Annotated in this window: 21 protein-coding genes; 14 read left to right on the top strand and 7 right to left on the bottom strand. The window is 62.3% G+C overall.

What is annotated here, in order from left to right; genetic code table 11:
* The 5 genes from VFL62_RS10400 to VFL62_RS10380 all read left to right on the top strand — a co-directional run.
* A partial coding sequence (locus VFL62_RS10400; protein WP_325172285.1) for a lipocalin family protein occupies nucleotides 1-484 on the top strand: 484 nt, incomplete at its 5' end.
* 34 nt (nucleotides 485-518) lie between these two features.
* Nucleotides 519-911: an MAPEG family protein gene (locus VFL62_RS10395; RefSeq protein ID WP_325172284.1), complete on the top strand. Its 393-nt coding sequence runs from the start codon at nucleotides 519-521 to the stop codon at nucleotides 909-911.
* Nucleotides 912-1,105: 194 nt separating this feature from the next.
* A complete protein-coding gene (locus VFL62_RS10390; protein ID WP_325172283.1) occupies nucleotides 1,106-1,651 on the top strand; it encodes a DUF962 domain-containing protein in 546 nt (181 codons plus the stop codon).
* 125 nt (nucleotides 1,652-1,776) lie between these two features.
* A complete protein-coding gene (locus VFL62_RS10385) occupies nucleotides 1,777-2,787 on the top strand; it encodes an NAD-dependent epimerase/dehydratase family protein (protein ID WP_325172282.1) in 1,011 nt (336 codons plus the stop codon).
* A gap of 74 nt (nucleotides 2,788-2,861) precedes the next feature.
* A complete protein-coding gene (locus VFL62_RS10380; protein ID WP_414644675.1) occupies nucleotides 2,862-3,485 on the top strand; it encodes a methyltransferase family protein in 624 nt (207 codons plus the stop codon).
* Nucleotides 3,486-3,518: 33 nt separating this feature from the next.
* On the opposite strand, the gene VFL62_RS10375 is transcribed toward VFL62_RS10380, so the two are convergent.
* From VFL62_RS10375 to VFL62_RS10355, 5 genes are all read right to left on the bottom strand, one after another.
* The gene (locus VFL62_RS10375) at nucleotides 3,519-4,460 is read right to left on the bottom strand and encodes a LysM domain-containing protein (RefSeq protein ID WP_325172281.1); all 942 of its coding nucleotides are present in this window, start codon (nucleotides 4,458-4,460) and stop codon (nucleotides 3,519-3,521) included.
* 179 nt (nucleotides 4,461-4,639) lie between these two features.
* Nucleotides 4,640-5,344: a hypothetical protein gene (locus tag VFL62_RS10370; RefSeq protein WP_325172280.1), complete on the bottom strand. Its 705-nt coding sequence runs from the start codon at nucleotides 5,342-5,344 to the stop codon at nucleotides 4,640-4,642.
* 227 nt (nucleotides 5,345-5,571) lie between these two features.
* Complete coding sequence (locus VFL62_RS10365) at nucleotides 5,572-6,765, bottom strand: ABC transporter substrate-binding protein (RefSeq protein ID WP_325172279.1); 1,194 nt, start codon at nucleotides 6,763-6,765, stop codon at nucleotides 5,572-5,574.
* 128 nt (nucleotides 6,766-6,893) lie between these two features.
* On the bottom strand, nucleotides 6,894-10,064 hold the full coding sequence (locus tag VFL62_RS10360; protein WP_325172278.1) for a multidrug efflux RND transporter permease subunit: 3,171 nt from the start codon (nucleotides 10,062-10,064) through the stop codon (nucleotides 6,894-6,896).
* A 167-nt stretch (nucleotides 10,065-10,231) separates the two neighbouring features.
* Entirely contained in the window at nucleotides 10,232-11,407 is a 1,176-nt protein-coding gene (locus VFL62_RS10355; RefSeq protein WP_325172289.1) for an efflux RND transporter periplasmic adaptor subunit, read from the bottom strand.
* A 500-nt stretch (nucleotides 11,408-11,907) separates the two neighbouring features.
* On the opposite strand from VFL62_RS10355, the gene VFL62_RS10350 reads away from it, so the two are divergent.
* The 3 genes from VFL62_RS10350 (at nucleotide 11,908) to uraD (ending at nucleotide 13,463) form a co-directional block, all read left to right on the top strand.
* On the top strand, nucleotides 11,908-12,255 hold the full coding sequence (locus tag VFL62_RS10350; RefSeq protein WP_325172277.1) for a hypothetical protein: 348 nt from the start codon (nucleotides 11,908-11,910) through the stop codon (nucleotides 12,253-12,255).
* A gap of 177 nt (nucleotides 12,256-12,432) precedes the next feature.
* Nucleotides 12,433-12,834: a hydroxyisourate hydrolase gene (gene uraH, locus VFL62_RS10345; RefSeq protein WP_325172288.1), complete on the top strand. Its 402-nt coding sequence runs from the start codon at nucleotides 12,433-12,435 to the stop codon at nucleotides 12,832-12,834.
* Between the two features lie 32 nt (nucleotides 12,835-12,866).
* Entirely contained in the window at nucleotides 12,867-13,463 is a 597-nt protein-coding gene (gene uraD, locus VFL62_RS10340; protein ID WP_325172276.1) for a 2-oxo-4-hydroxy-4-carboxy-5-ureidoimidazoline decarboxylase, read from the top strand.
* Between the two features lie 18 nt (nucleotides 13,464-13,481).
* On the opposite strand, the gene VFL62_RS10335 is transcribed toward uraD, so the two are convergent.
* Complete coding sequence (locus VFL62_RS10335; RefSeq protein ID WP_325172275.1) at nucleotides 13,482-14,135, bottom strand: glutathione S-transferase family protein; 654 nt, start codon at nucleotides 14,133-14,135, stop codon at nucleotides 13,482-13,484.
* Nucleotides 14,132-14,917 carry a helix-turn-helix transcriptional regulator gene (locus VFL62_RS10330; RefSeq protein WP_325172274.1) on the bottom strand — a complete coding sequence of 262 codons (786 nt, stop codon included), beginning with the start codon at nucleotides 14,915-14,917 and terminating at the stop codon, nucleotides 14,132-14,134. Before VFL62_RS10330 ends, VFL62_RS10335 begins: the two co-directional genes overlap by 4 nt.
* Nucleotides 14,918-15,173: 256 nt before the next feature.
* On the opposite strand from VFL62_RS10330, the gene VFL62_RS10325 reads away from it, so the two are divergent.
* The 6 genes from VFL62_RS10325 to VFL62_RS10300 form a co-directional block, all read left to right on the top strand.
* A complete protein-coding gene (locus VFL62_RS10325; RefSeq protein ID WP_325172287.1) occupies nucleotides 15,174-17,390 on the top strand; it encodes a marine proteobacterial sortase target protein in 2,217 nt (738 codons plus the stop codon).
* A 101-nt stretch (nucleotides 17,391-17,491) separates the two neighbouring features.
* Nucleotides 17,492-18,085: a class GN sortase gene (locus VFL62_RS10320; protein WP_325172273.1), complete on the top strand. Its 594-nt coding sequence runs from the start codon at nucleotides 17,492-17,494 to the stop codon at nucleotides 18,083-18,085.
* A 105-nt stretch (nucleotides 18,086-18,190) separates the two neighbouring features.
* On the top strand, nucleotides 18,191-18,907 hold the full coding sequence (locus VFL62_RS10315) for a DUF1614 domain-containing protein (protein WP_325172272.1): 717 nt from the start codon (nucleotides 18,191-18,193) through the stop codon (nucleotides 18,905-18,907).
* Nucleotides 18,908-18,999: 92 nt separating this feature from the next.
* Nucleotides 19,000-19,983, top strand: coding sequence for a c-type cytochrome (locus tag VFL62_RS10310; RefSeq protein WP_325172271.1), 984 nt, complete (start codon nucleotides 19,000-19,002; stop codon nucleotides 19,981-19,983).
* Nucleotides 19,984-20,106: 123 nt separating this feature from the next.
* Nucleotides 20,107-20,940 (top strand): MlaD family protein, encoded by an 834-nt coding sequence (locus VFL62_RS10305; protein WP_325172286.1) that lies wholly within the window; start codon nucleotides 20,107-20,109, stop codon nucleotides 20,938-20,940.
* A gap of 266 nt (nucleotides 20,941-21,206) precedes the next feature.
* Nucleotides 21,207-23,707: HAMP domain-containing protein (locus VFL62_RS10300; protein WP_325172270.1), on the top strand; the 2,501-nt coding region annotated here is incomplete at its 3' end.

The raw sequence follows: 23,707 nt of genomic DNA, 5'->3' as shown, positions 1-23,707 counted from the left end.
CTACTATTACAGCCAACCCTATTTCAAAGCCGCCGGACATATCACCATCGATGACAGGCCGATCCCGGTGACAGGACAGGCCTGGCTCGATCGCGAATGGAGCAGCCAGCCGCTCGCTTCCGACCAGACGGGATGGGACTGGCTATCTTTGCATTTCAGCAGCGGCGAAAAACTGATGCTGTTTCGGCTGCGCAAGACAAATGCCAGCCACTTCATCTCCGGCAAATGGTTCTCGCCGGAGGGCCAGGGCCGGACCATCGCGTCTTCCGACATCGTGATGTCGCCAAAAACCTGGACCGATGTTGCCGGACATAAGCTCCCGACAAGTTGGGATATTGCGATCCCGCCACTCGCGCTGACAATTGCCTGCCAGCCCGTGAATCCAAAATGCTGGATGGCAACGCGCTTTCCCTATTGGGAGGGGCCGATCGGCTTTTCAGGCAGCCACAGCGGAGTTGGTTATCTGGAGATGACCGGTTACTGAGGAAACTCGGAGAGCGCTATGGGAGTTGCCCACCATGTTTCATCTGACGGCCCTCGTTACCTGCCTTGCGATCCTGATGTATTTCTTTTTCAGCTTTCAGGTCGGCAAGGCGCGCCAGATCTATGGCGTCAAGGCGCCGGCGATCACGGGCAATCCGGACTTCGAGCGTGTTTTTCGCGGCCAGATGAATACGCTGGAATGGATGCCGATCTTCCTGCCGGCGCTCTGGCTGTTTGCTTTCTATATCAGCGACCCGATTGCGGCAGCCCTCGGTGTCGTCTGGATCATCGGCCGCGTCCTTTACATGACCGGCTACGCAAAGGCCGCCAACAAGCGCAGCCTGGGCTTCGGCATCCAGGCCAGTGCGGCGATCGTGCTCTGGGCTGGCACGACCGGCGCCATCCTGTGGCGCCTGATCCATCCCTGAACGATCGTGGCCACAGCGGTAATTTCAAGCTGTCACAGAACGAAAAAATGTCGCAGGTTCTGAGCCTTGGCAGCTATTTGACTTCGGACAGGTCCCACGTTTAATTAGCCCCATCGCACTAGGCCGCCCCGCCTCGTTTCCGACGTCAGCCCCTTTGCCGTGTTTCCGCGCGAAGGTAGTAGCGAGCCCACGCCATGAACGCCTTTTTCAAGCACCAGCTTGCCGATTACGTGGAATATCATCGCAATCCCTGGAATGGGGCGATGCATGTGTTCGGTATTCTGACATTGTTTTTTGCCGCCATCCTTCCGCTCAACCTGATACCCGTGGAAATACTGGGTGTGCACACGACGCTCGCGCTGATCCTGGCTTTGCCGGTATTGATCTATTGGCTGCTGCTCGATGTTGCGCTCGGCGTGGTCATTCTCGGCTTTGCGGTCATATTGTTCACCGCCGCCGCCTTTGTCGCGCATCATGCCAGCACCGCCATGGTGTGGTCGATTACCCTGCCGCTGATCGTGCTCGGCATCACCTTCCAGGTGGTCGGGCATCGGGTATTCGAACAGCGCCAGCCGGCCCTGGTCGATAATCCCTCCCATCTGCTGCTGGGGCCGATGTTCGTGACGGCGAAGCTGTTCATCGCGTTCGGCTTGCGGCGCGATCTGGCGGCCATCATTCAGACCGCCCCGCGCCAGCCCTTTGCCGAGGAACGCCAGGGCGGACCACTGCCACGTTCATGACCAGTGCTGCCGATTTGAAATTCCTGTGTCGCAAGTTGCAAGTTCCGTTCAGGAAAGGCGACACTGAAACCATAGTCTTGCTGGTGCCCATGACTTTTCGAAGTTCGTGAAAGGTGGGCGCAGCGATGGAGCACGAACTTCGAAAAGTGGGCACCAGGGTACTTGTCACTGGCGGCACGGGATTCATTGGACAGCACCTGGTGTCGGCGCTGGTCGCGCGCGGGCACAACGTCCGGGTCCTGGATCGTCGTCCGCCCGTCTGCGCGCTCCCCGGCGTTGAATATGTCGCGGGGTCAGTGCTCGATTCGGCGCTGGTCGACGACACACTGCGTGAGGTGGAGGAGGTCTATCACCTCGCCGGCCTTCCTGGTATGTGGCTACCTGAGAAGGACGATTTCCACGCCGTGAATTTCAAGGGCACCGAAGTCGTGATTGCCGCGGCGCGCAAGCGCGGCACCGCGCGGTTCCTGCATTGCTCGACCGAGTCCATTCTGTTTCGGCCCCCCTCCTTGAAGGCAGCCTCCGACGAACGCAGCCTGTTGCCGCCCGAGCAGATGCCGGGCGTCTATACGCGCTCGAAAATGCTGGCCGAGCAATCCGCGGCCCAGGCCGCCGCAGCGGGATTCCCGCTCGTCATCGGCACGCCCACGATGCCGATCGGGCCGCATGACCATAACCTCACGCCGCCGACCGCCATGCTCAGGCAATTTTTGCACGGACGCGTGCAGATGTATCTCGACTTCATCGTCAACCTGGTTGACGTGCGCGACGTAGCGGCCGGGCTGGTGCTGGCGATGGAACGTGGCCAGATTGGCCACCGCTACATTCTCGGCGGCGAGAGCATCTCGCTGAAGAAGATCCTGAAGCTGATGTCGACGATTAGCGGGCATCACTCGCTCGCGATCCCGGTACCCGGCAAGTTCGCGGAAGCCGCCGCCGCGATGCTGGAATTCATTGCCGACCATGTCACGCACCGGCCACCGTCGGGCACTGCAGAAGGCGTGCGGATCGCGCTCCGGGCAACTGAATTGTCGATCGAAAAAGCAAAGACCGAGCTGGGCTACGCACCGCGGCCGATCGAACCGGCGCTGCGCGACACGATCGCTTATCTGCTCAGCACGCCGAAGGCGGCTTGAGGCCGTAAGCTGCTCCCTGGCTTCATTTTTTCGCGATTTGCCAGCTCGCTTCGACCGGGCCTATAAGCTTGCGCATGATGCCCGAGAATCCGATTGCCGCCGTGATGGGGAGTGGATGGACCGCGAGCTGGCCTTCGGCATCGCTCGCGGCAATCTGGCTGGCTTGGCTCTTGAGTTGGCTGATTGGTGCTTTCTTTTCGGGGCGAACCGAAAAGCACGTCAGGGCCTGGGACGCGCGCGGCTTCCATATTCCCATCGTCATCGGCGCTATTCTGCTCATGCCGTGGACCGCCTCAGCACTGGCCGAAAGGCCGCTGTGGCGGGTCGGCACGTCCGGCATCTATGTGCTGGCTGTGCTCACCGCCGCCGGCTGTCTGTTCACATGGTGGGCGCGTCTTCATCTCGGGCGATTCTGGTCGAACGCCATCACGCGCAAGGAGGGCCATCGCGTCGTCGATACCGGCCCTTACGGATTGGTCCGTCATCCGATCTATACCGGCCTGATCGGAGCCCTGATCGCAACCGGCATTGCCGGCGGCACGGCAACGGCGCTGCTCGGCGTTGCGTCGATCGCCTTCGGGTTCTGGCAAAAAGCGCGCATGGAGGAAGGCTTCCTCACGAATGAGCTCGGCGCAGATGCCTACGGTCTCTATTGCCGCCGCGTTCCGATGCTGGTGCCGTTTCTGCCGCAGGGCTGATGCAAAGGCGAGCGCATGGCGACGAAATGCCAATCAGCGTCTTGCGGCGGCAGGCTCTGAGGTTTCGATCAGCGGTTCGAGGTGACGCGGCACAATGACGCGCTCGCCTGGAACCAGCGGGGTGCGATCCGCGCCCTTGTTGACCTGGATGATCGACCACAGCGGAACATGATAGGCCGTCGCGATCGACTGCAGGCTGTCGCCCGGACGGGCAAACACCGGCGTGCCGCTGTCCCAGAGATCGACGGGCGCCTTTGCAGGAACCACATAGCGAATCGGGATCGCGTCTCCATTGATCTTTGCGGTTGCGAGTTGAAGGATCTTCGTCACGAGCTGCTGCTGGATCGTATCGACCTTCTCGATATTGATGTGAGACTCGCCGTGCTGGGACAGGTCGAAACTCGCATAGTGCCCGCGAAATCCCGGCTTCGGCTTGACGTCGCCCCCACCGAGCACATCCTTTGACAGGAAGATGTTGATGAAGCGATCGACGTTCAGCGGAACGTCCGGCGTCACATGGGCCGGATCGATGGCGACGACGAGATCCGCTCTGATGCCTTCGGCTTCCAGGATCTCGGCAAACTTCACCGCACAGAAACCGCCCATCGAATGCCCGATCAGGATGATCGGTTCTGGGTCGTCGCGGTAATCTTGAATTGCCTGCGCTGCAATCAGGCGGCAGATGGTGAACTCGTAGACGTGATTGGTGATGCCGACTTCATCGAGCCTCTCCCCCAAACGATCGATGCCGCGCGAGAAGAACGGGCCGAGCGCGCCACGAAACAGATAGGCGCGGCCGCGGCGCGCCTGCGCCGTCGAGAGACCGGGTGACGGCGGGGATAGCAAGGACTCGGTCGAAGTCGTGGTCGCCGGGTCGGCGGCGGCCGGGCTGCAATTGCCGTCGACCAGCGGGGTCAGGAACAACGCTCCGAAAAGAACCGCGGCCAAGCGTGCGGGATTGATCAAGCGCTCCACGAACTATCCTATTGGCTGCGAGCCCGTTACCGACTGCCAGCAGCGCCAACAGCCCAAGGACCGGAATGGCGCGAGCGATGCGCCATTTTCGGTTTGGACGGCCGAATTGGTCGAATTGTGGCGCTGCTTAGCCCCCGGCGCACGCCCGCCCGAACGGGCGGTTTTTGGCCGCAATCCCGTTACTGGGCCGCGGAAGCCGGCGCTGCGGAGGCTTGCTTCGGGCGGCTGCCGAAAACCACGGCATCGATATCGCCGATCACCCGACGCTGCATGATCTCGCTCTTGTCGATCGTGATATGGCCGACGCCGGGAACGTTCTGGACGTTGACGTTCTGAAGCGTACCATGCAGCCCCCGCGTCGGCGTGACCGGCTCGCCGTTGCCGTTGCCAATGTAGTAGTTGACATAGCGGCCGACGCGGCCGGACAGGCTGGTCTTGAATACCGAATCGAGACCGATCGCGAGCTTCACCGGCGCACCGGCCTGATCGAGCCGCGCCACCATGTCGGGCAGCACCGTCGCACCCGAAGAGTGCCCGACCAGAATGATGGTCTTCACCTTGCCGCTGCGATAGTCCGCTGCGGCCTCGTCGGCGACCGCCGCCCAGCCGAGATAGTTGGTGATCGTCACCGGAATGCCCTGGGCTTCCAGTCTGGCGGCGATGCCATCAAGACCGAGCGAAAACACGTTGAGCACGCCGCGCAGCAGATAGACATGGGCGCCGTTGGTGGGCGCCGTTGTCGGAGCGGCCTGGCTCGCCGACATCCCGACGGGAACGATCAGAAGCAGCGATGCTAAGCCTGCCGATCGCAGCGAACGCAACCACCCGCGCGCTGAAGTGCGAAGCGGGGGGACGGGTTTCTTGGTGCCGCTGGGTGATGTCATGGTTCCCTCGGGGAAAAATTTGGTGGCCGGAAACTAGCCTCCGCATGCTCGCATCCGCAACAAAAGCCGAGCCGGTCGCGTGATTTAATCTACGCTGAGTGACCCGAATGCAACACCGGCGCGTCCCCCAATACCCCTCTGGGCGACGCGGGTGCTGTTGCGGTCGGTTTCGTCGACGGGCCACGAAACGGACGCCGGTCACGCCGTTGTCGTCGTAGCGCCGTTGGCTACTTGGTCAGCGGGCAGCCGCTTTCCTTGGCCGTGAAGAAGGCCTTGTCGCCGGGAACCACCGCGAGCTGCTTGTAGTAATCCCAGGGCTTCTTGGATTCGGAAGGCTTCTTGACCTCGAACAAATAGAGGTCGTGCACGAAACGGCCGTTCTCGAGCACCTTGCCTTGCGCGAACGCGTCATCGACCGGAAGCTCCTTCAGCTTCTTGACCACCGCATCCGAATCCTTGGTGCCCGCCGCTTTCACCGCCTTGAGATATTGCAGGGTCGCCGAATAGGTGCCGGCGTGGATCATGCTGGGCATGCGGCCGGTCCGTTTGAAGAAGCGCTCGGAAAATGCGCGGGTCTTGTCGTTCTGGTCCCAGTAGAAGGCTTCCGTGAGCACGAGGCCTTGTGCCGCTTCGAGGCCGAGGCCGTGAACCTCGGATAGCGTCATCAAGAGACCCGCAAGCTTCTGACCACCTTTGACGATGCCGAATTCCGCCGCCTGCTTGATCGAATTGGTGGTGTCGAGACCGGCATTGGCGAGCCCGATGATTTTCGCCTTCGAACTCTGCGCCTGCAGCAGGAACGAGGAGAAATCCGACGAGTTCAAGGGCACGCGGACCGAACCGACGACCTTGCCGCCGTTATCCTTGACGATCTCGCTGGTGTCCTTTTCCAACGCGTAACCGAACGCGTAATCCGCGGTCAGGAAGAACCAGCTGTCACCGCCAGCCTTCACCAGCGCGCCGCCGGTACCGACCGCGAGCGCACGCGTGTCATAGGCCCAGTGGAAACCGTAAGGCGTGCAGGCATCGCCCGTGATGCGCGAGGTAGCGGCGCCGACGACAATGTCGATCTTCTTCTTTTCCTTGGAAAGCTCCTGCACCGCGAGTGCCACCGACGACGTCGTAAGCTCGGTGATCATGTCGACGTTTTCGACCTCATACCAGCGACGTGCGATGCTGGTGGCGAGATCCGGCTTGTTCTGATGATCGGCCGAGACGATCTCGATCTTCTGACCCAGCACTTCGCCGCCGAAATCCTCGATCGCCATCTTGGCGGCTTCGAATGAATACTTGCCGCCGTAGTCGGCATAGACGCCGGATTGGTCGTTCAGAATGCCGATCTTGACGCCTTGCGCGGATGCGGGTGCCGCAACCAGCAGGGCGCACGCCGTGACAGCCGCCGGCAACAACTTCGATTTCATTTAAGCCTCCCAGGATCTTGTTCTTGACTGCAGGGTTATAGCCGCCGTCCCGCGCTCTGCCCACCCGCTTTGAATGAGCCAAAAGTAGGGTCGCGATCGCAATTGGCCGTTGCAGCAGCGTTAAGATTTTATGGATTTGCGTCGTGGGCGGATACGGCCTGTTTCGGCTGCCGCCCATCGGAGAGATTGCGCACGACCATGTAGAAGATCGGCGTGAATACGAGGCCAAACAGCGTGACGCCGAGCATGCCGAAGAACACCGCGACACCGACCGCCTGACGCATCTCCGATCCCGAGCCGGTCGAAATGACGAGCGGCAATACGCCGAGAATGAATGCAAACGAAGTCATCAGGATCGGCCGCAGACGAAGCCGGCAGGCCTCGATCACTGCTTCGAGACGGGGCCGTCCTTCCAGCTCGATGTCGCGCGCGAACTCGACGATGAGGATGGCGTTCTTGGCGGCAAGGCCCACCAACACCACGAAGCCGATCTGGGTCAGGATGTTGACGTCCTGGCCCATGAGGCGCACGCCGAGCGTCGCCGCGAGCAGACACATCGGCACGATCAGGATCACCGAGAATGGCAACGTCCAACTGCCGTACTGCGCCGCCAGCACCAGGAACACGAACAGCACGCAAATCGGGAAGATGTAGAGCCCGGAGTTAGCGCTGTTGACCTGCTGATAGGACAGATCCGTCCATTCGTAGGAGAAGCCGCTCGGCAGCGTCTGATCGGCCAGACGTTTCATGGTCTCGATAGCGGTGGTCGAACTCGTTCCTGGCGTCGGCTCGCCTTGAAGCTCGGAGGCCGGATAAAGGTTGTAGCGCGCGACGCGGTCAGGGCCGGCGATATCGTGGAAGTCGACCACGCTGCCCAGCATCACCATGTTGCCGGCGGCGTTACGGGTGCGCAGCCGCGCAAGATCGGCAGCCTCCTTGCGGAACGGCAGGTCGGCCTGCGCGGTGACGTGGTAGGTGCGGCCGAGAATGTTGAAGTCGTTGACGTAGGTCGATCCGAAGTAGGTTTCGATGGCATCCGTCACGCCCTGGATCGGCACGCCGAGCTTCTGCGCCTTGATACGATCGATATCGACGAAGACTTGCGGCGTGCTCGCCGAATAGGGCGAGAACACCGAGGTCAATCCTGGCGTGCGGCGCGCGGCGCCCACAAGCTCGTCGGTTGCCGCGGCGAGCAATTCCGGTCCCCGGCCCTGCCGATCCTGGATTCGCATCGTGAAGCCGCCGCCGGTACCGATACCGGGAATCGCGGGCGGCGGAATCACGATGATGAAAGCGCCCTCGATCACGCTGAGCCGCTTGCGCAGATCGTTCGTGATCATGGTCACCGTCAGACCTTTCTTGAGGCGAACCTCCGGTTCGTCGAACACCGGGAACAGCGCCGCCGCGTTGCCGGATTGGGTTCGCGTTGCGCCGGAAAGACCGGCGAATGCCGCCACGCGAACGATGCCCGGCGTGTCAAGCGCGATGCGTTCGATTTCGCGAACGACCTCGGTGGTGCGCGCCAGCGAGGCGGCGCCCGGCAATTGCGCCGAGACAATGATATAGCCGCGGTCCTGCGCCGGAATGAATCCTTGCGGCGTCGTTGCCAGAAGCCAGCCCGCGCTGCCGATCAGCACGACATAGATCAGCAGCATGATCCTGGAGTGGCGGATCACGAAGGCCGCGGCGCTGCCGTAGCTGTGCGACATCCAGTCGAAACCGCGATTGAAATATCCGATGAAGGCTTCCCAGCCGCGCGCGATGATGTTCCAGCGCGCCGGAGCGCGCTTCTCCTCATGCGCGACCAGGATCTGCGACGCCAGCGCCGGCGACAGCGTCAGCGAGCAGAAACACGAGATTGCGGTCGCCACCGCAATCGTGATGGCGAACTGCTGAAAGAACTGTCCGGAAATGCCGCCGAGGAACGCGGTGGGCACGAACACCGCGCACAACACCAGCGCAATCGATACCAGTGCGCCGCCGACTTCTTCCATGGTGCGAAGCGCCGCGTCGCGCTTGTTCAGGCCGTCGCGCAGATGCCGTTCGACATTCTCCACCACCACGATGGCGTCATCGACCACGATGCCGACCGCAAGCACGAGCCCGAACAAAGTGAGGTTGTTGATGGCAAAACCGAGCGCCGCCATCGCCGCGAAGGTGCCGACGAGAGAAACCGGGATCGCGATGATCGGAATGATCGCCGGGCGCCATCCTTGCAGGAATACCAGAACCACGATCACGACGAGGACCATCGCCTCATAGATCGTCTTGATCAATTCGCTGACCGACTGCGCGATGAACTCGGTCGGGTTGTAGCCGATGTTGTAATCGAGCCCTTTCGGAAAATTCGCCTTCAGCCTCGCCATCTCGTTTGAGATATTCTTGGCTGTCGCCAGCGCGTTCGAACCGGGGCGTTGCGTCACCAGCATCGCAACTGCCGTTTTACGCAGAAGGAAGCTGTTGGTGGTGTAATCGAGCGCACCGAGCTCGATCCGCGCCACGTCGCGCAGGCGCACGGTGCGGCCGTCGCTGCCGGCCTTGACCAGAATGTCCTCGAATTGGCGGATATCCTTCAACCGCCCGGTAAAGGTCAGATTGGGCTGGAAGGCGCGGTCGGCGATCGGCGGCCCGGCGAGCTGGCCGCCGGCGATCTGCAGGTTTTGCGAGCGGATGGCAGCGAGCACGTCGCCGGCCGTCAGACCTAGATTGCCGATCTTTTCGGGATCGAGCCAGAGCCGCATCGAATAGTCGCGCGCGCCGAAGATCTGGATATCGCCAATGCCGTCAAGCCGAAGCAGCTGATCGCGCACCTGAAGCAGCGCATAGTTGCTGATGTAGAGTTGATCAAAGGTGTCGTCGGGCGACAACATGAAAACGACCATCAAGATGTCGGGACTGTTCTTGCGCGTCACCACGCCGTTGCGCTGGACTTCCTCCGGCAGTTGCGGGGTTGCAATCGCGACGCGGTTCTGGACCAGCACCTGTGCCTTGTCGAGATCGGTGCCGAGCTTGAACGTGACGGTGATCGTGAGCTGCCCGTTCGAGGTCGCCTGGCTGTAGAGATAGAGCATGTCCTCGACGCCATTGATCTGTTGCTCGATCGGCGCGGCAACGGTGTCGGACACGATTTGCGCCGAAGCGCCGGGATATTGCGTGGTGACCACGACAGTCGGCGGCACGACTTGCGGATATTCTGCGACCGGCAGCGTCGTGTAGGCGATCGCGCCGACGATCAGCAGCACGATCGAGAGCACCATCGCCAGGATCGGCCGGTTGACGGAAAGTGCCCCGAGATTCATGTCTAGAGCTCCGATTCCGAAGTTCGCACGATATTGCGGCAACCTCTGATGCGAACTTCGGAATCAAAGGAGCTCTAGCAACTTATTGTTTTCTAGGGCGGCTTTGAATTTCGAAGTTCCTATGATGAATTTGCAGCGAAACGGATAGGAACTTCAAATTCGCCGCACTAGCCACCCGCGGGCTTGGCCTCGTGCGGGGTCACCTTGGCGCCGACCCGCGCGCGTTGCAGCCCGTCGATCACCACGCGGTCCTCGGGCTTGAGGCCGTCACGTACCACGCGTAAACCCTCGTCCAGCGGCCCAAGCGTGACCGGCCTGGCCTCGACGGAGTTGTCGTCCTTGACCACGAAAACGATCTTGCGGGCCTGGTCGGTGGCGATGGCACTGTCCGGAACGAGAAGCGCCTCGTACGGCGCGCTCGCGATCAGACGAACCCGGCCGAACTGCCCCGGCAGGATCGAGAGATCCGTGTTGGGGATCACGGCGCGGCCGCGCAGCGTACCTGTGGACACGTCGAGCTGGTTGTCGAGAAAATTGACCGTGCCTTTGTGGGACGGCTTGGTTTCGCCCGTCAGCGCGACCTCGACCGGGTTGGGGGTATCGCGCGAGCTCGGACGCTTACCCTCGAACCAGAGCTTGTTGTATTTGAGGTAGGTCGCCTCATCGATATCGAAGTAGATGTAGATCGGATCGAGGGTGACGATCGAGGTCAGGATGGTCGAGTTGCCCTCGCTGCCCTGCACGAGGTTGCCCACATCGACGAGGTTGCGGCTCACCCGGCCGCTGATCGGCGCCGTGACATGGGTGAACTCGACATTGAGCTGGGCAGCCTTGAGCACACCTTCGGCCTGGGTCTCGGCGGCGCGCGCTGCCTGCAAGGCCTGGCGCCGCTGGTCGACGATGTTCTCCGCCACATTCTGTGATTGCTGCAGCGTCAGCGCGCGATCCAGTTCCCGCTTGGCGAGCTCGACCTTGGCGCGCGCATCGGAGAGCTGGCCGTCGGCCTGGGTGGCAATGGCTTCGAACGGGCGGGAATCGATCAGGTACAAGAGATCGCCAGCCTTGACGAAGGCGCCATCGCGGTATTCGACCGCATTGATGAAGCCACCGACGCGGGGACGAACCTGAACCTGCTGGACAGCATCAAACCGCCCGGTGAATTCGTCCCAGTCCGTGACCGTTCGTTTGGCGGGCTGCGCCACGGTGACGGGCGGAGCCGGCGGGGCGGCCGCGGCCTGCGGCGCCTGCTTTTCCTCACAGCCACCGAGCAGCGCCGCGAGCACGATGAGGACGGGAGAAAGTCTTACTGGCGAATGGCGATCGGCTATCCGCGCCGAATGCATCGATTGGTCAGTCGCGCTCAAATCGCCCTCCTCTCAATGACGGCCGCGGTCGATCGAGGTAATCCAGATTTACGACAGGACCACGAAGAGATCGTCCAACAGTCTGTTCAGGCTTCAACCAGGATCAAGCGAAATCTCTTTTTTCGAGTAGGGAACAGCCGGCTTTGCCAAGACGGCCGGCGCGCCTTTGATGATGCCGAAACTGTCCCTGGTTCTGCGATGGCCTCGCTTCGTCGGACGAAGTATCCGGCGATCGCTGCCCCGATGCGTGACTACTTTGCCGGGAGATCACGGGACAACTGGCCGATTGTCCGGGGTGACAACCAACTTCACGTCGCAACAGCCAAAGGTTGAGGTCTTGAGGTTGAGGTCTCGGCCGACCGCGATCGAGGAAATGACCAAGCGGCCGGGAATGCCACGCAAGGATGTGGATTGCGGCTGCATGTCGCTTGATTGCGCAATCGCCCTTTGATGAGATGTTGGAGGGCTGAGGTGCGACCATGATGTGGAAAAGGGAACGCGACCTTCTGATTGCGCAGACCATGGCGTTTGTGCAGTCGGTAACCGGCAAGCCGCCGGGTGGCGAAACTTCCCTTGAAACACGCCTGCCATCCGCATCGCCGGACGAGGCCCCCGGCCGTCCCGCCGATGTCCTGCCTGCGCGCCTCTCCGCGATCAGCCAGAGCGACCTGCGCGATGAGATCCACCGCAGGGTCGCCGCCTTCCGCGCCCGGCAGCAGGTTTTTGCCCGCGACCGCAATGAATATTGCGAGGCGATGATGGCGAAGGCCAGGGCCTCGAGCGCGCGGACCGTCAAACTCCGTGATCATCAGCCGCCCGAGGACTGATCGCAGGCCCCCGGCGCTGCCGAGGGTCGGAAAATCGCTTGCATGCCGCGATTTTTGCAGCGCAAAATTAGATCGCCTTAAATCGGATCGCCCTGGATCATCACACCAGGCGAAACTAATGGGAGCAGGACGATGACAGGACTTAACCGACGGGGTCTGCTGGGAGCGGGCTCAGCCATGCTGGCATTCGCGGCATTGGGCGATAAGAAGGCCTTGGCGGCCGGGTCGCCGGGATTGACAACCCACGTGCTCGATACGGCGAACGGAAAACCCGGCGAAGGCATCAAGATTGAATTCAGCGTCCTCGAAGGCGACACCTACAAGCTGCTCGCGACCGTGACCACCAATGCGGATGGCCGCAACGCCCAGCCGCTGCTGACGCCGGAAAACATGAAGGCCGGCAAGTATCAGCTGGTGTTCTATGTCGGCGAGTACTTCACCAAGCTGGGCACCCAATTGCCCAACCCGCCCTTCCTGGAAAAGGCCATCATCCAGTTCGGCATGGCGGACGCCACGGCCCACTATCACGTGCCGATCCTGGTATCGCCCTGGAGCTATACGACTTACCGCGGCAGCTAGAACGCGCTAACCGGGACGCAAGGAGGCTGAACATGATGGGTCATTCCAGGCTGCTTGCGTCCCTGGTTTTCGCGCTCCTGTTCGGGCCCGCGCTCGCCTCGCGCGCGATCGCCGGTCCGGTCGACATGGCGGCCATCAATGCGATGGATCGCGCTGCCTTCGTCGTGAAGTTCGGCGCCATCTTCGAGAAATCGCCATGGGTCGCCGAGGAAGCCTGGGAGAGGCGGCCGTTCGCCAGCCTCGACGACATGCATGCCGCGATGGTGGCCGTGGTGAAAAACGCCCCAGCCAGCAAGGAGCTTGCTTTGTTGCAGGCTCATCCTGATCTCGCCGGCAAGGAAGCCCAGGCCGGCACCATGACGGCCTCTTCCGTCTCCGAGCAGGCGAGCGCCGGGCTCAACTCGTTGTCACAAGCGGAGTTCGCCGAACTGACGCACCTCAACAATGCCTACAAGGCAAAGTTCGGATTTCCGTTCATCATCGCCGTGCGGATGCATACCAAGGAAGGCATCTTCTCCGAATTCAAGCGGCGTCTGCAGAACGACACGCAAACCGAGTTCGCCAACGATTTGCAGAACGTCTACATCATCACGCGGCTGCGGCTGAACAAACTGCTCGACGCGGGCTGAACGTCTCGCCTGAGGCCGTCACCACCAATGGCTCACAGCGCCCTGCGCTTCGCCGGCGACATTTTCCGCATTTGCCGCCCGCTGAAATCCGTCGCGCGCCTGCAAGCGCTGCCAGTAGGCCGCGACGGCCGGACCAAAGTCGCGGGCGAGACCGATGCGATCGGCAAGCAGCAGCGCATAGCCGACGGAAATGTCGGCAACGGTAAACCTGCCGGCGCACAGCGTCTCGTTATCGAGAACCGCAGCTTCGACCGCGCGCAACCTGCCAAAAAACCATTTTGTGTAGTCGGTTGCGACCTGCGGGCTGCGCCTTGCCTCCGGCTCGAGCTTGCCATAGCGCAGCACCAGCGCTTGCGGAAAAGTCAGCGTCGCTTCGCCGAAGTGCAGCCAGTTGAGATAGGCGCCATAGCAGGCTTCATCGACGTCGACCGCGAGCGGTGTCGGCCCGTAGCGCGTGGCCAGATATTGAAGCACGGCGGCCGATTCCGTCATCCGCGTTTCGCCATCGATCAGCAGCGGAATCGTGCCGAGCGGATTGAGCGCCAGATAATCCTTGGCCAAGGCACGCGGCGGAAACGGCAGCATCTTGAGTTCGTAAGAAAGTCCAAGCTCTTCCAGCGCCCAGAGCGGACGAAACGACCGCGCCGCCGTGCAGTGATAGAGCGTGATCACGCCGCACCGTCCTTCTCCGGCTCGCCCTGAAAAAACAGGGCGTACGGTTCTTCTGTCGTGCGCCGCAATTGCTCGCGATAGAGCGCGTAGTTGTCGTCGGCTGGTGAAATACGTCCGACGGTCGGCTTCGGAATCGTCCTGATCGGCAACAATGCGATCGGTGCCGCAACCGGCGTCAACAGCGCGCCGCGGCCGGCCAATAGCGTGGTGCTGATTCCATACATCTCGCCCGTGATCCTCGGACGCGATACCGTGATCAGGCGATGCTGACCGTGCCGGTTGGTCACAAGATAGACGTGGCCGGACTGGTTCGGCACGGCGACTTCGCCGAATTGGGAATAGTCCGCATCCAACCGCTCGCCCTCGCGAAAGACGAGGCAAGAGGCGACGGGATCCCAGCTAATATCGGTGTGGTAGGCGTAGATCACGCCCTTGGCCCCGAATGACGGTCTCAATGTGATGTAAATCCCTTCGAGCCAGGCCACCGAGCGCCGCGAATAGGCGCCAAGTTCGTCCGGTGAAACGTCGCCATTGACCGCCGATGCCGGCGCGGCCTCGAGCCCCTTGCGTAGCGAGACACCGAGCGCTTCTTCCAGACGCACCGTGGTCGCCAGCGTAAACGGCCGCCGGCCGCCCAACACCTTCTCCAGGGTCGAAAGGCTGAGCTTGGCCTGTTCGGCCAGCGTCTGCCGGGAAATCCGGCGACGCGCGATCTCTTCGCGGATCATATCGGCCACTTGGCGGCTCTGCTCCGGCGAAAGCTGCTTGTCCGGTATCGGCATCCTGTCCCCCTCCCGTGCCGACCATTCTAGCAGACGCACATTCCCTCACAAAACCGCACAGAGCCGCCGCCGCGAGGCTGGACAACGGCGGGCGGCCAAACATTGCCGATCATTCTGCTCGCTCCAAATCACGCCGCCTCGCAGAAATGAGGCACGGCAAAATGCCGTCGGGAGCAAGCCAATGACGACGTCAGATGTAAATGAAGCGGACGACAGCTCGACCCAGCCGAGCCTCGTCCAATCAGCCCTGTCGGGCATGACCAAACTCATCCTGTTTTTGCTGATCCAGGGCCTTGCCATACTCCTGGTCGGGATCGTGGCGCTGTTTTTAACCTTCGAGGCGGCATGGTCGGCCGAGGGGGCATTCCTCAAGCCCGCCGATGCCCGCTCGGGCTCTCTGCTCCTGAAGACGGAGGATGGCTATGCCGAAGCCATACGGCTCGGCATCGACGTCGACCTCACCGTGTCGGGCCCGACGATCCGCGCCCGCATCACCCAAATCTTCAAGAACCCGACGTCCGACTGGGTCGAGGCGACCTACGTCTACCCGCTGCCTTCGGGAGGCGCCGTCGACACGCTCAAGATGGTGGTCGGGGACCGCGTTGTGGTGGGCGAAATCAAGGAACGCCAGCAGGCGCGTCAGATCTACGAGCAGGCCCAGCGCAGCGGACAAAAGGCCGCCCTGACCGAACAAGAGCGGCCGAACATTTTCACCAACTCCGTCGCCAATATCGGCCCCGGCGAGACGATCCTGGTGCAGATCGAATATCAGGAGCCGGTGCAACAGTCCGGCAACGAATTTTCGCTGCGCGTTCCGATGGTGGTCGGCCCGCGTTATAATCCGCGACCTCTGGTGCAAAGCGTCGATCTGCGGCCCGGCAACAATGGCTGGGGCACCACGTCGACCGATCCGGTGCCGGACCGCGACCGCATTTCGCCGCCGGTTCTCGATCCGGCAACCAACGGTCCGGTCAACCCGACCGCCATCACCGTTCGCCTGCAGGCCGGCTTCCCGCTTGGCGAGGTGAAGTCGCATCATCACCAGGTCAAGATCGAAAGCCCTGACGCTTCGACGCGGGTCATCAAGCTTGCCGGCGGCGTCGTGCCTGCGGATCGCGACTTCGAGCTGAGCTGGAAGGCCGCGGCGGAAACCGTGCCATCGGTCGGACTGTTTCGCGAGCATGTCGGCGACGCCGATTATCTGCTGGGCTTTGTCACGCCGCCCTCGACCGAGCCGTCCGAGCAGAAGGCGTTGCCCCGAAACGTGGTGCTCGTGATCGACAATTCCGGCTCGATGGGCGGCACCTCGATCATCCAGGCCAAAGCCAGCCTGATTTATGCGCTCGGCCGCCTGCAGCCGAGCGATCGCTTCAACGTGATCCGCTTTGACGACACCATGGATGTGCTGTTCCCGGATTCGGTCCCGGCCGACAAGGAGCATCTCGGCCGCGCCCTCTCCTTCGTCGGCGCCTTGCAGGCCAGGGGCGGCACCGAGATGGTGCCCGCGATGCGCGCGGCCCTGACCGACCGCGCTGCCGACGATATGGACCGCCTTCGGCAAGTCGTGTTCCTGACCGATGGCGCCATCGGAAACGAGCAGCAACTGTTCGACACCATCATCGCGATGCGCGGCCGGTCGCGCGTGTTCATGGTCGGCATCGGCTCGGCGCCGAACACCTATTTGATGACGCGCGCCGCCGAGCTCGGGCGCGGCACCTTCACCCATATCGGCTCGGCCGAGCAGGTCGAAGAGCGCATGCGCGGCTTGTTCGCCAAGCTGGAGAATCCGGCGGTGACCGGGCTCTCGGCAAAATTCTCCGAGGCCAAAGCCGACCTGACGCCGGCCGCGCTTCCGGACCTCTATCGCGGCGAACCGCTCGTGCTGGCGGCAAAACTCGACAAGCTTGCGGGCTCGGTCGAGATCAAGGGCCGCATCGGCGAACGGCCGTGGGTCGTGAAATTGCCACTCGCGAACGCCGCCGAAGGCAAGGGTCTGTCGAAGCTTTGGGCGCGGCGCAAGATCAGCGATGCTGAAGTTGCGCGCACGGCGCGGCAAATTGCACCTGAAGATGCTGACAAGACCATTCTTGCGCTCGCGCTCGAGCATCAGCTTGTGACGCGGCTGACCAGCCTGGTTGCGGTCGACAAGACCCCGAGCCGCCCCGACGGGGAAAGATTGAAGCTTGCCGAGCTACCGATCAATCTTCCGGCCGGTTGGGATTTCGAAAAAGTGTTCGGCGAACGACCGAAGCTGCTGTCGCCACCGATGGACCGGCACCCTGGCCCCAACGATCCGCATTTGCTGCCGATCTCCGCCAAGCGCTCGCTGATCCCGGCTCCGGCGAGCGCAACCGCGATCGCGCTGCCGAAGACCGCAACCGACGCCGAGCTAAAGATGATCGCAGGCGCGATACTTTTGATGCTCGGCTTGATCGCTCTCATGTTCACCCGGCGCTGGAGATTAGCTCACTGACGCCGAATGACAGGAGGGGTTGCCCCACCTCCTCCTCGAAGGCGCGCGGCTTCTTCCCCCGGAGGCCGCGCGCATCCTCCTTCTGCAACGGAAATGATCCGATGATCCGCATCGCCAGCCCGTTGGTTCTGCTGACTGCCGGGCTCCTGCTGTTCGGTCAGGGCGCCTACATTCACGTCAAGGCCGTAATTGCGCAAATTCTGCTGCGGCACGCCTTTGCGCAAACGGTTGCCACGGGTCATGACGTGAAGCCCTGGTCATGGGCGGACACCTGGCCAATCGCCCGCATCGAGATCAAGCGCCTGCATGCCGACACCATCGTGCTCGCCGGCAGCAGCGGGCAGGCGCTGGCGTTCGGCCCGGGCCATGTCGAACTGACGCCCGATGCGGGCGAGCGCGGGGTCGCAGTCTATTCCGCGCATCGCGACACCCATTTTCGCTTTCTCAAAGATGTCATCGCCGGAGATCAGATCGATGTGACGCGAAAAGACGGCCAGACCTTTCATTATCGCGCCGACGGCTCGTCGGTGGTTCGCTTCGATGCTTCCGGCATCGATCCCTTCAGCAACAACTATGAACTAGTACTGACGACCTGCTGGCCGTTTGACGCCATCACATCCGGGCCGGACCGCTATGTTCTGCATGCGACGATGCTTCGTCCCACCCAGACCAGCTCAGACGCGCAACTGCCCTGAACCAAGCGGCATCGGACGTGATCCGATGTCGGCTAGACGCCCTTGCCGAGGCGAAAAAGCGCAATATTTGAACTGGGAGCCGAGTAACGGCCGCAATCGTCCACCATGGGCTCCCAAGTGCATTATCTGCCGCTCACCCCCGCACTGTTCTCCATCCTGGTGTTCCTGTTCGTCGGGCTGATCATTTTGATTCAGCTCCGCATTCTCAGATACGCCTATATGAAGCTCGGCGTCGGCCCGGGAGCGGCGCTGCTATTGTTGTTCGGGTCGCTGATCGGCAGCTATTTCAACATCCCGATCACAATCCTGCCGGGGCAGCTGGTGCGATCCGGCGAAGTCGTCGATTTCTTCGGCATGCAATATGTCGTGCCGCTGGTCCAGCAATGGCCCGGCACGGTGCTTGCGGTCAATGTCGGCGGCGCGGTAATTCCAACATTGATGTCGACCTATCTGGTGCTGCGCTATCAGCTCTGGGTGAAGGCCACGATCGCCGTCGCCGCGATTGCCGTCATCATCCATGCGATGGCAACGCCCGTGCATGGGCTCGGCATCGCCGTACCCGTCTTTGCACCCGTCGTGGTGACCGCCATCCTCGCATTCCTGTTGTCGCGGGAATATGCCGCGCCGCTCGCCTATATCGGCGGCTCGATGGGAACGTTGATCGGCGCAGATCTTTCCAATCTCGACAAGATCAGCGGCCTTGGCGCGCCGGTGGCCTCGATCGGCGGTGCGGGGACGTTTGACGGCATCTTTTTGACCGGAATTCTGGCGGTGCTGCTGGCCGGCATCGTCTCCCCCTCGCGGCCAAAGCCCGCCTGGTAGCAAGGACGGCCATTGACGGCGTGACCGTTCTCAACGACGTTGCGGCCGGCATCACCGGCCCAATTGCCGATAATAACAGTAGGGGGAATCCGATGCGAAAGGCCTTTGCCGCGCTGGCAATCATGGGCATCGCTGCAAGCGCAAACGCACAGGCTCAATCCCCGGCGCCCGCTCCATCGTCTGCCGCATCATTCCCCGCCTGGGCGTATCCATGGGCTCCAGACTTCAAGGTTGCGCCCGCCGATGACGTGCCGCGGCATGTGCCTGACAGTACCCAGAGCTTCACCATCGCGCAGGAGCGCAACCTGTTCTTCGTGCCCGACTGGCATCCGGAAGATCACCCGCCGATGCCGGACGTGGTGGCGCATGGGCGAATGCCCGATGTGCGTGCCTGTGGTTCGTGTCATCGCGCCGAAGGCACCGGCGGGCCGGAAAACGCCAGCCTCGCCGGCCTTCCCGCCTCCTACATCGTTCAGCAGATCGAGGATTACAAAAGCGGCGCGCGAAAATTCGCAGGTCCCCAGCGCAGCCCAAGCGTCGTGATGACGGCCATTGCCAAGGCCAGCAACGAGGACGAGATCAAGACCGCAGCGGCTTATTTTTCCGTGCTCAAGCCCAAGGCCAATATCAAGGTGATCGAGACCGACACCGTTCCGGCCACGCAAATTGCGCGCGTATTTTACATGCAGGTGAAGGACGGCGGCACCGAGCCGATCGGAGAACGCATCATCGAAACGCCTGTCGATGCCGTGCAGTTCGAACATCGCGATACCCGCTCGCAGTTCATCGCCTACGTGCCGAACGGCAGCATCGCCAAGGGCGAGGCATTGGCGACGACCGGCGGCGCCGGCGTCACCACGCCCTGCATCACCTGCCATGGCCCCGACCTCAAGGGCGTTGCGCCGATTCCCGGCATCGCCGGCCGCTCCCCGAGCTATCTCGTCCGCCAGCTCTATGATTTCCAGCAGCACGCACGGATGGGAAGCGCCGGCGCCCAGATGCTGCCGGTGGTCGAAAAACTGTCGCACGACGACATGATCGCGCTGGCTGCCTATGCGGCGTCGTTGATGCCTTAGCCGAACGAGGTCGTCGAGGCGACCCCGCGGCCCTTTCGCCGCGCCAGCTTTGCCCATAAGATCGGCAAAACACGGCACATTTGGATCGCTTGATCAGCCACGGAATCGATTCCACCGATGAAGATGCGCTCCGGCAATCTCATGATCGGCACCACGACGCTGGCGATTGTGGCGATCGGGTTTTTCGGCTTTTTGGGCGTGAAGAAAATCCGGGCCATCTCGCAAGAGAGCCGGATGCGCATCGTATTCGAAGGCGGTTCGGCAAGCGGTCTGCGCCGGGGCGGCAGCGTCAACTTCGATGGCGTTCAGATCGGCGAGATTCTCTCGCTCAAGCTCGACAACCCGCGCAAGGTCGTCGCCGAAGTCAGGGTCGACAAGAACGCGCCGATCCGCCGGGACACCGTGGTCGGGCTCGAGTTTCAGGGTTTGACCGGAATTGCAGCGATCTCGCTGATCGGCGGCGAGTCATCGGAGGCGCCTGCGCCATCCGAGATGGACGGCATTCCGACGCTGACGGCCGACTTGAGCGAAATCCAGTCGATCCGCGACACGTTGCATAGTGTCGACCGGATCCTCGTCGGCAATCAATCGACCATCAAGGACGGGCTATTGAGCTTCGAAACCTATACGGCCTCGCTGGCGAGCCGGGGCGAGGCGATCGACCAGGCGATCGCCAAAGCCAACGAGGCGTTTGCGGGCTTCGACCGCGCAATCGCCCGGATCGACGGTGTGCTGCCCGGCTTTGCCGACGGCAAGGCCGAGGAACTGTTCGAGAAGATGCAAACCATCCGCGAATTTGCAGAGACTTTTAACAAGAAGTCCGCGGTCGTGATGGAAGAAGCGCGCCGAACGCTTCTCGATATCAGCGAAGGCGCCAACAAGGTCACGCTCAAGATCGACCCGCAGGCCGTCTCTACGGCCCCGCGCCCGCCCCGGCGCCAAAACCCGCAGCGCTAACCAGGTCCGTTCCGGGTCGCCGAGTTCCCGCCGGGAACAGGAACATTGTCCTGCGGCGAGCCTTCAAAAATTTTCTTGAGATCGTTTGGAACGATTCGCACGCTGCCGAATTGTTTTACTCGGCTCGGGTCGTTCGATCTATCGCATTGTAATAACTTATGTATTTCACTTGCTTTGCGGTAACCTGCGCGATTTGATCGAGCCAAGGTCGACTCGCATGCGCATTGGCAGCAGCGCCTCGTTCGCTTCTCAAGGGGGACTTTTTTATGAGTGAAGTTGGTTCGGTCAATCCGTCCCCCAGCCGCCGCACCAAGCCCTACAGCAACGGAAAGCCGGACCCCTCGCAGGAATTGCTGCAGGCGCTGCAAGCGATGCGCAGCGGCGATTTTTCCGTGCGAATGACCGGCGATCATCTCGGCATCGAAGGCAAGATCGCCGACACCTTCAACGAAATCGTTGCAGCCAATCAGCGAATGGCAGAGCAGCTCGAGCGCGTCGGCCAGGTGGTGGGCCGCGAAGGTAATACGCGACAGCGCGTCCGCTTCGGTCTCGCCAGCGGCTCCTGGGCCGACATGGAAAATTCGGTCAACACGCTGATCGACGACCTGCTGTGGCCGACGCGCGAGGTGACGCGCGCCGTTGCCGCCGTGGCGCAAGGCGACCTGCTGCAAACCGTGAAACTCGACGTCGACGGCCGCCCGCTCGGCGGCGAATTTTTGCAGTCGGCGACGATCGTCAACACCATGATCAAGCAGCTTTCGGTGTTCACCTCCGAGGTGACGCGCGTGGCGCGCGAAGTCGGCACCGAAGGCAAGCTCGGCGGCCAGGCGCAAGTGCCGGAAGTGACCGGCGTGTGGAAAGACCTGACCGAGAGCGTCAACTCGATGGCCAACAACCTGACCGGCCAGGTCCGCAATATCGCCGAGGTCACGATCGCGGTCGCCAACGGCGACTTGTCGAAAAAGATCACCGTGGACGTGCGCGGCGAAATCCTTCAGCTCAAGGAAGCCATCAACACAATGGTCGACCAGCTGCGTTCGTTCGCGTCCGAAGTGACGCGCGTGGCGCGCGAGGTCGGCACCGACGGCAAGCTCGGCGGCCAGGCCATCGTGCCCGGCGTCGCCGGCACCTGGAAAGACCTGACCGATTCCGTGAACGCGATGTGCGGCAACCTGACCGCCCAGGTCCGCAACATCGCCAACGTCACCACGGCGGTCGCGCGCGGCGACTTGTCGCGCAAGATTACGGTCGACGTGCGCGGCGAAATTCTCGAGCTGAAGGACACCATCAACACCATGGTGGACCAGCTCAACTCGTTTGCCTCGGAAGTGACGCGCGTGGCGCGCGAGGTCGGCACCGAAGGCAAGCTCGGCGGCCAAGCCCAGGTGCCGGGCGTCGCCGGCACCTGGAAGGACCTCACCGACAACGTCAATTTCATGGCCTCGAACCTCACAGCCCAGGTCCGCAACATCGCCGATGTCGCCACCGCCATCGCCGGCGGCGACCTCTCCAAGAAGATCACGGTGAACGTGTCGGGCGAAATCCTTCAGCTGAAGGAAACGCTGAATACCATGGTGGACCAGCTCAACGCCTTCGCCGGCGAAGTGACGCGCGTGGCGCGCGAGGTCGGCACCGAAGGTCGCCTCGGCGGTCAGGCCAACGTGCTCGGCGTCGCCGGCACCTGGAAGGACCTCACCGAAAGCGTCAACTCGATGGCGGGCAACCTGACCGCCCAGGTCCGCAACATCGCCGAAGTGACGACCGCCGTCGCCAACGGCGACTTGTCGAAAAAGATCACGGTCGACGTGCGCGGCGAGATTCTCGAGCTGAAGGACACCATCAACACCATGGTGGACCAGCTCAACGCCTTCGCCGGCGAAGTGACGCGCGTGGCGCGCGAGGTCGGCACAGAAGGCAAACTCGGCGGCCAGGCCAATGTGCGCGGCGTCGCCGGCACCTGGAAGGATTTGACCGACAGCGTCAACTCGATGGCCTCAAACCTCACCGGCCAGGTCCGCAACATCGCCGAAGTCGCCACGGCCGTGGCCAAGGGCGACCTGTCGAAGAAGATCACCGTGAACGTGTCGGGCGAAATCCTTCAGCTCAAGGAAACGCTCAACACCATGGTGGACCAGCTCAACGCTTTCGCCTCGGAAGTGACACGCGTGGCGCGCGAAGTCGGCACCGACGGCAAGCTAGGCGGCCAGGCGCAGGTGACCGGTGTCGCCGGCACCTGGAAGGACCTCACCGACAGCGTCAACTCGATGGCCGGCAACTTGACCGCGCAGGTCCGCAACATCGCCGAGGTCGCGACCGCGATCGCCGGCGGCGACCTGTCGCGCAAGATCACCGTGGACGTGCGCGGCGAAATCCTTCAGCTCAAGGAAACGCTGAACACGATGGTCGACCAGCTCAACCGCTTCGCGGGCGAAGTGACGCGCGTGGCGCGCGAGGTCGGCACCGAAGGTCGTCTCGGTGGTCAGGCCAACGTGCCCGGCGTCGCCGGCACCTGGAAGGACCTCACCGACAGCGTCAACTCGATGGCAGGCAACCTGACCGCGCAGGTGCGCAACATCGCCGAAGTGACGACCGCCGTGGCGCGTGGCGACCTGTCGCGCAAGATCACCGTGGACGTGAAGGGCGAAATCCTCGAGCTGAAGAACACCATCAACACCATGGTGGACCAGCTCAACGCCTTTGCATCCGAAGTGACGCGCGTGGCGCGCGAGGTCGGCACCGAAGGCAAGCTCGGCGGCCAGGCCGAAGT

The organism is Bradyrhizobium sp. (assembly GCF_035701725.1).
GTDB lineage: Bacteria > Pseudomonadota > Alphaproteobacteria > Rhizobiales > Xanthobacteraceae > Bradyrhizobium.
The sequence above is the reverse complement of the archived record's forward strand: the minus strand, read 5'-3'. Positions and strand labels throughout refer to the sequence as shown.

Bases quoted from the DNA above. Each gene is read 5' to 3' on its own strand.
- VFL62_RS10370 (WP_325172280.1), bottom strand. From the start codon at position 5,344: ATGACATCACCCAGCGGCACCAAGAAACCCGTCCCCCCGCTTCGCACT.
- VFL62_RS10385 (WP_325172282.1), top strand. From the start codon at position 1,777: ATGGAGCACGAACTTCGAAAAGTGGGCACCAGGGTACTTGTCACTGGC.
- VFL62_RS10390 (WP_325172283.1), top strand. From the start codon at position 1,106: ATGAACGCCTTTTTCAAGCACCAGCTTGCCGATTACGTGGAATATCAT.
- VFL62_RS10380 (WP_414644675.1), top strand. From the start codon at position 2,862: ATGATGCCCGAGAATCCGATTGCCGCCGTGATGGGGAGTGGATGGACC.
- VFL62_RS10315 (WP_325172272.1), top strand. From the start codon at position 18,191: ATGGGCTCCCAAGTGCATTATCTGCCGCTCACCCCCGCACTGTTCTCC.
- uraH (WP_325172288.1), top strand. From the start codon at position 12,433: ATGCTGGCATTCGCGGCATTGGGCGATAAGAAGGCCTTGGCGGCCGGG.
- VFL62_RS10305 (WP_325172286.1), top strand. From the start codon at position 20,107: ATGCGCTCCGGCAATCTCATGATCGGCACCACGACGCTGGCGATTGTG.
- VFL62_RS10360 (WP_325172278.1), bottom strand. From the start codon at position 10,064: ATGAATCTCGGGGCACTTTCCGTCAACCGGCCGATCCTGGCGATGGTG.
- VFL62_RS10325 (WP_325172287.1), top strand. From the start codon at position 15,174: ATGACCAAACTCATCCTGTTTTTGCTGATCCAGGGCCTTGCCATACTC.
- VFL62_RS10310 (WP_325172271.1), top strand. From the start codon at position 19,000: ATGCGAAAGGCCTTTGCCGCGCTGGCAATCATGGGCATCGCTGCAAGC.
- VFL62_RS10350 (WP_325172277.1), top strand. From the start codon at position 11,908: ATGATGTGGAAAAGGGAACGCGACCTTCTGATTGCGCAGACCATGGCG.
- VFL62_RS10330 (WP_325172274.1), bottom strand. From the start codon at position 14,917: ATGCCGATACCGGACAAGCAGCTTTCGCCGGAGCAGAGCCGCCAAGTG.
- VFL62_RS10355 (WP_325172289.1), bottom strand. From the start codon at position 11,407: ATGCATTCGGCGCGGATAGCCGATCGCCATTCGCCAGTAAGACTTTCT.
- VFL62_RS10320 (WP_325172273.1), top strand. From the start codon at position 17,492: ATGATCCGCATCGCCAGCCCGTTGGTTCTGCTGACTGCCGGGCTCCTG.
- uraD (WP_325172276.1), top strand. From the start codon at position 12,867: ATGATGGGTCATTCCAGGCTGCTTGCGTCCCTGGTTTTCGCGCTCCTG.
- VFL62_RS10365 (WP_325172279.1), bottom strand. From the start codon at position 6,765: ATGAAATCGAAGTTGTTGCCGGCGGCTGTCACGGCGTGCGCCCTGCTG.
- VFL62_RS10395 (WP_325172284.1), top strand. From the start codon at position 519: ATGTTTCATCTGACGGCCCTCGTTACCTGCCTTGCGATCCTGATGTAT.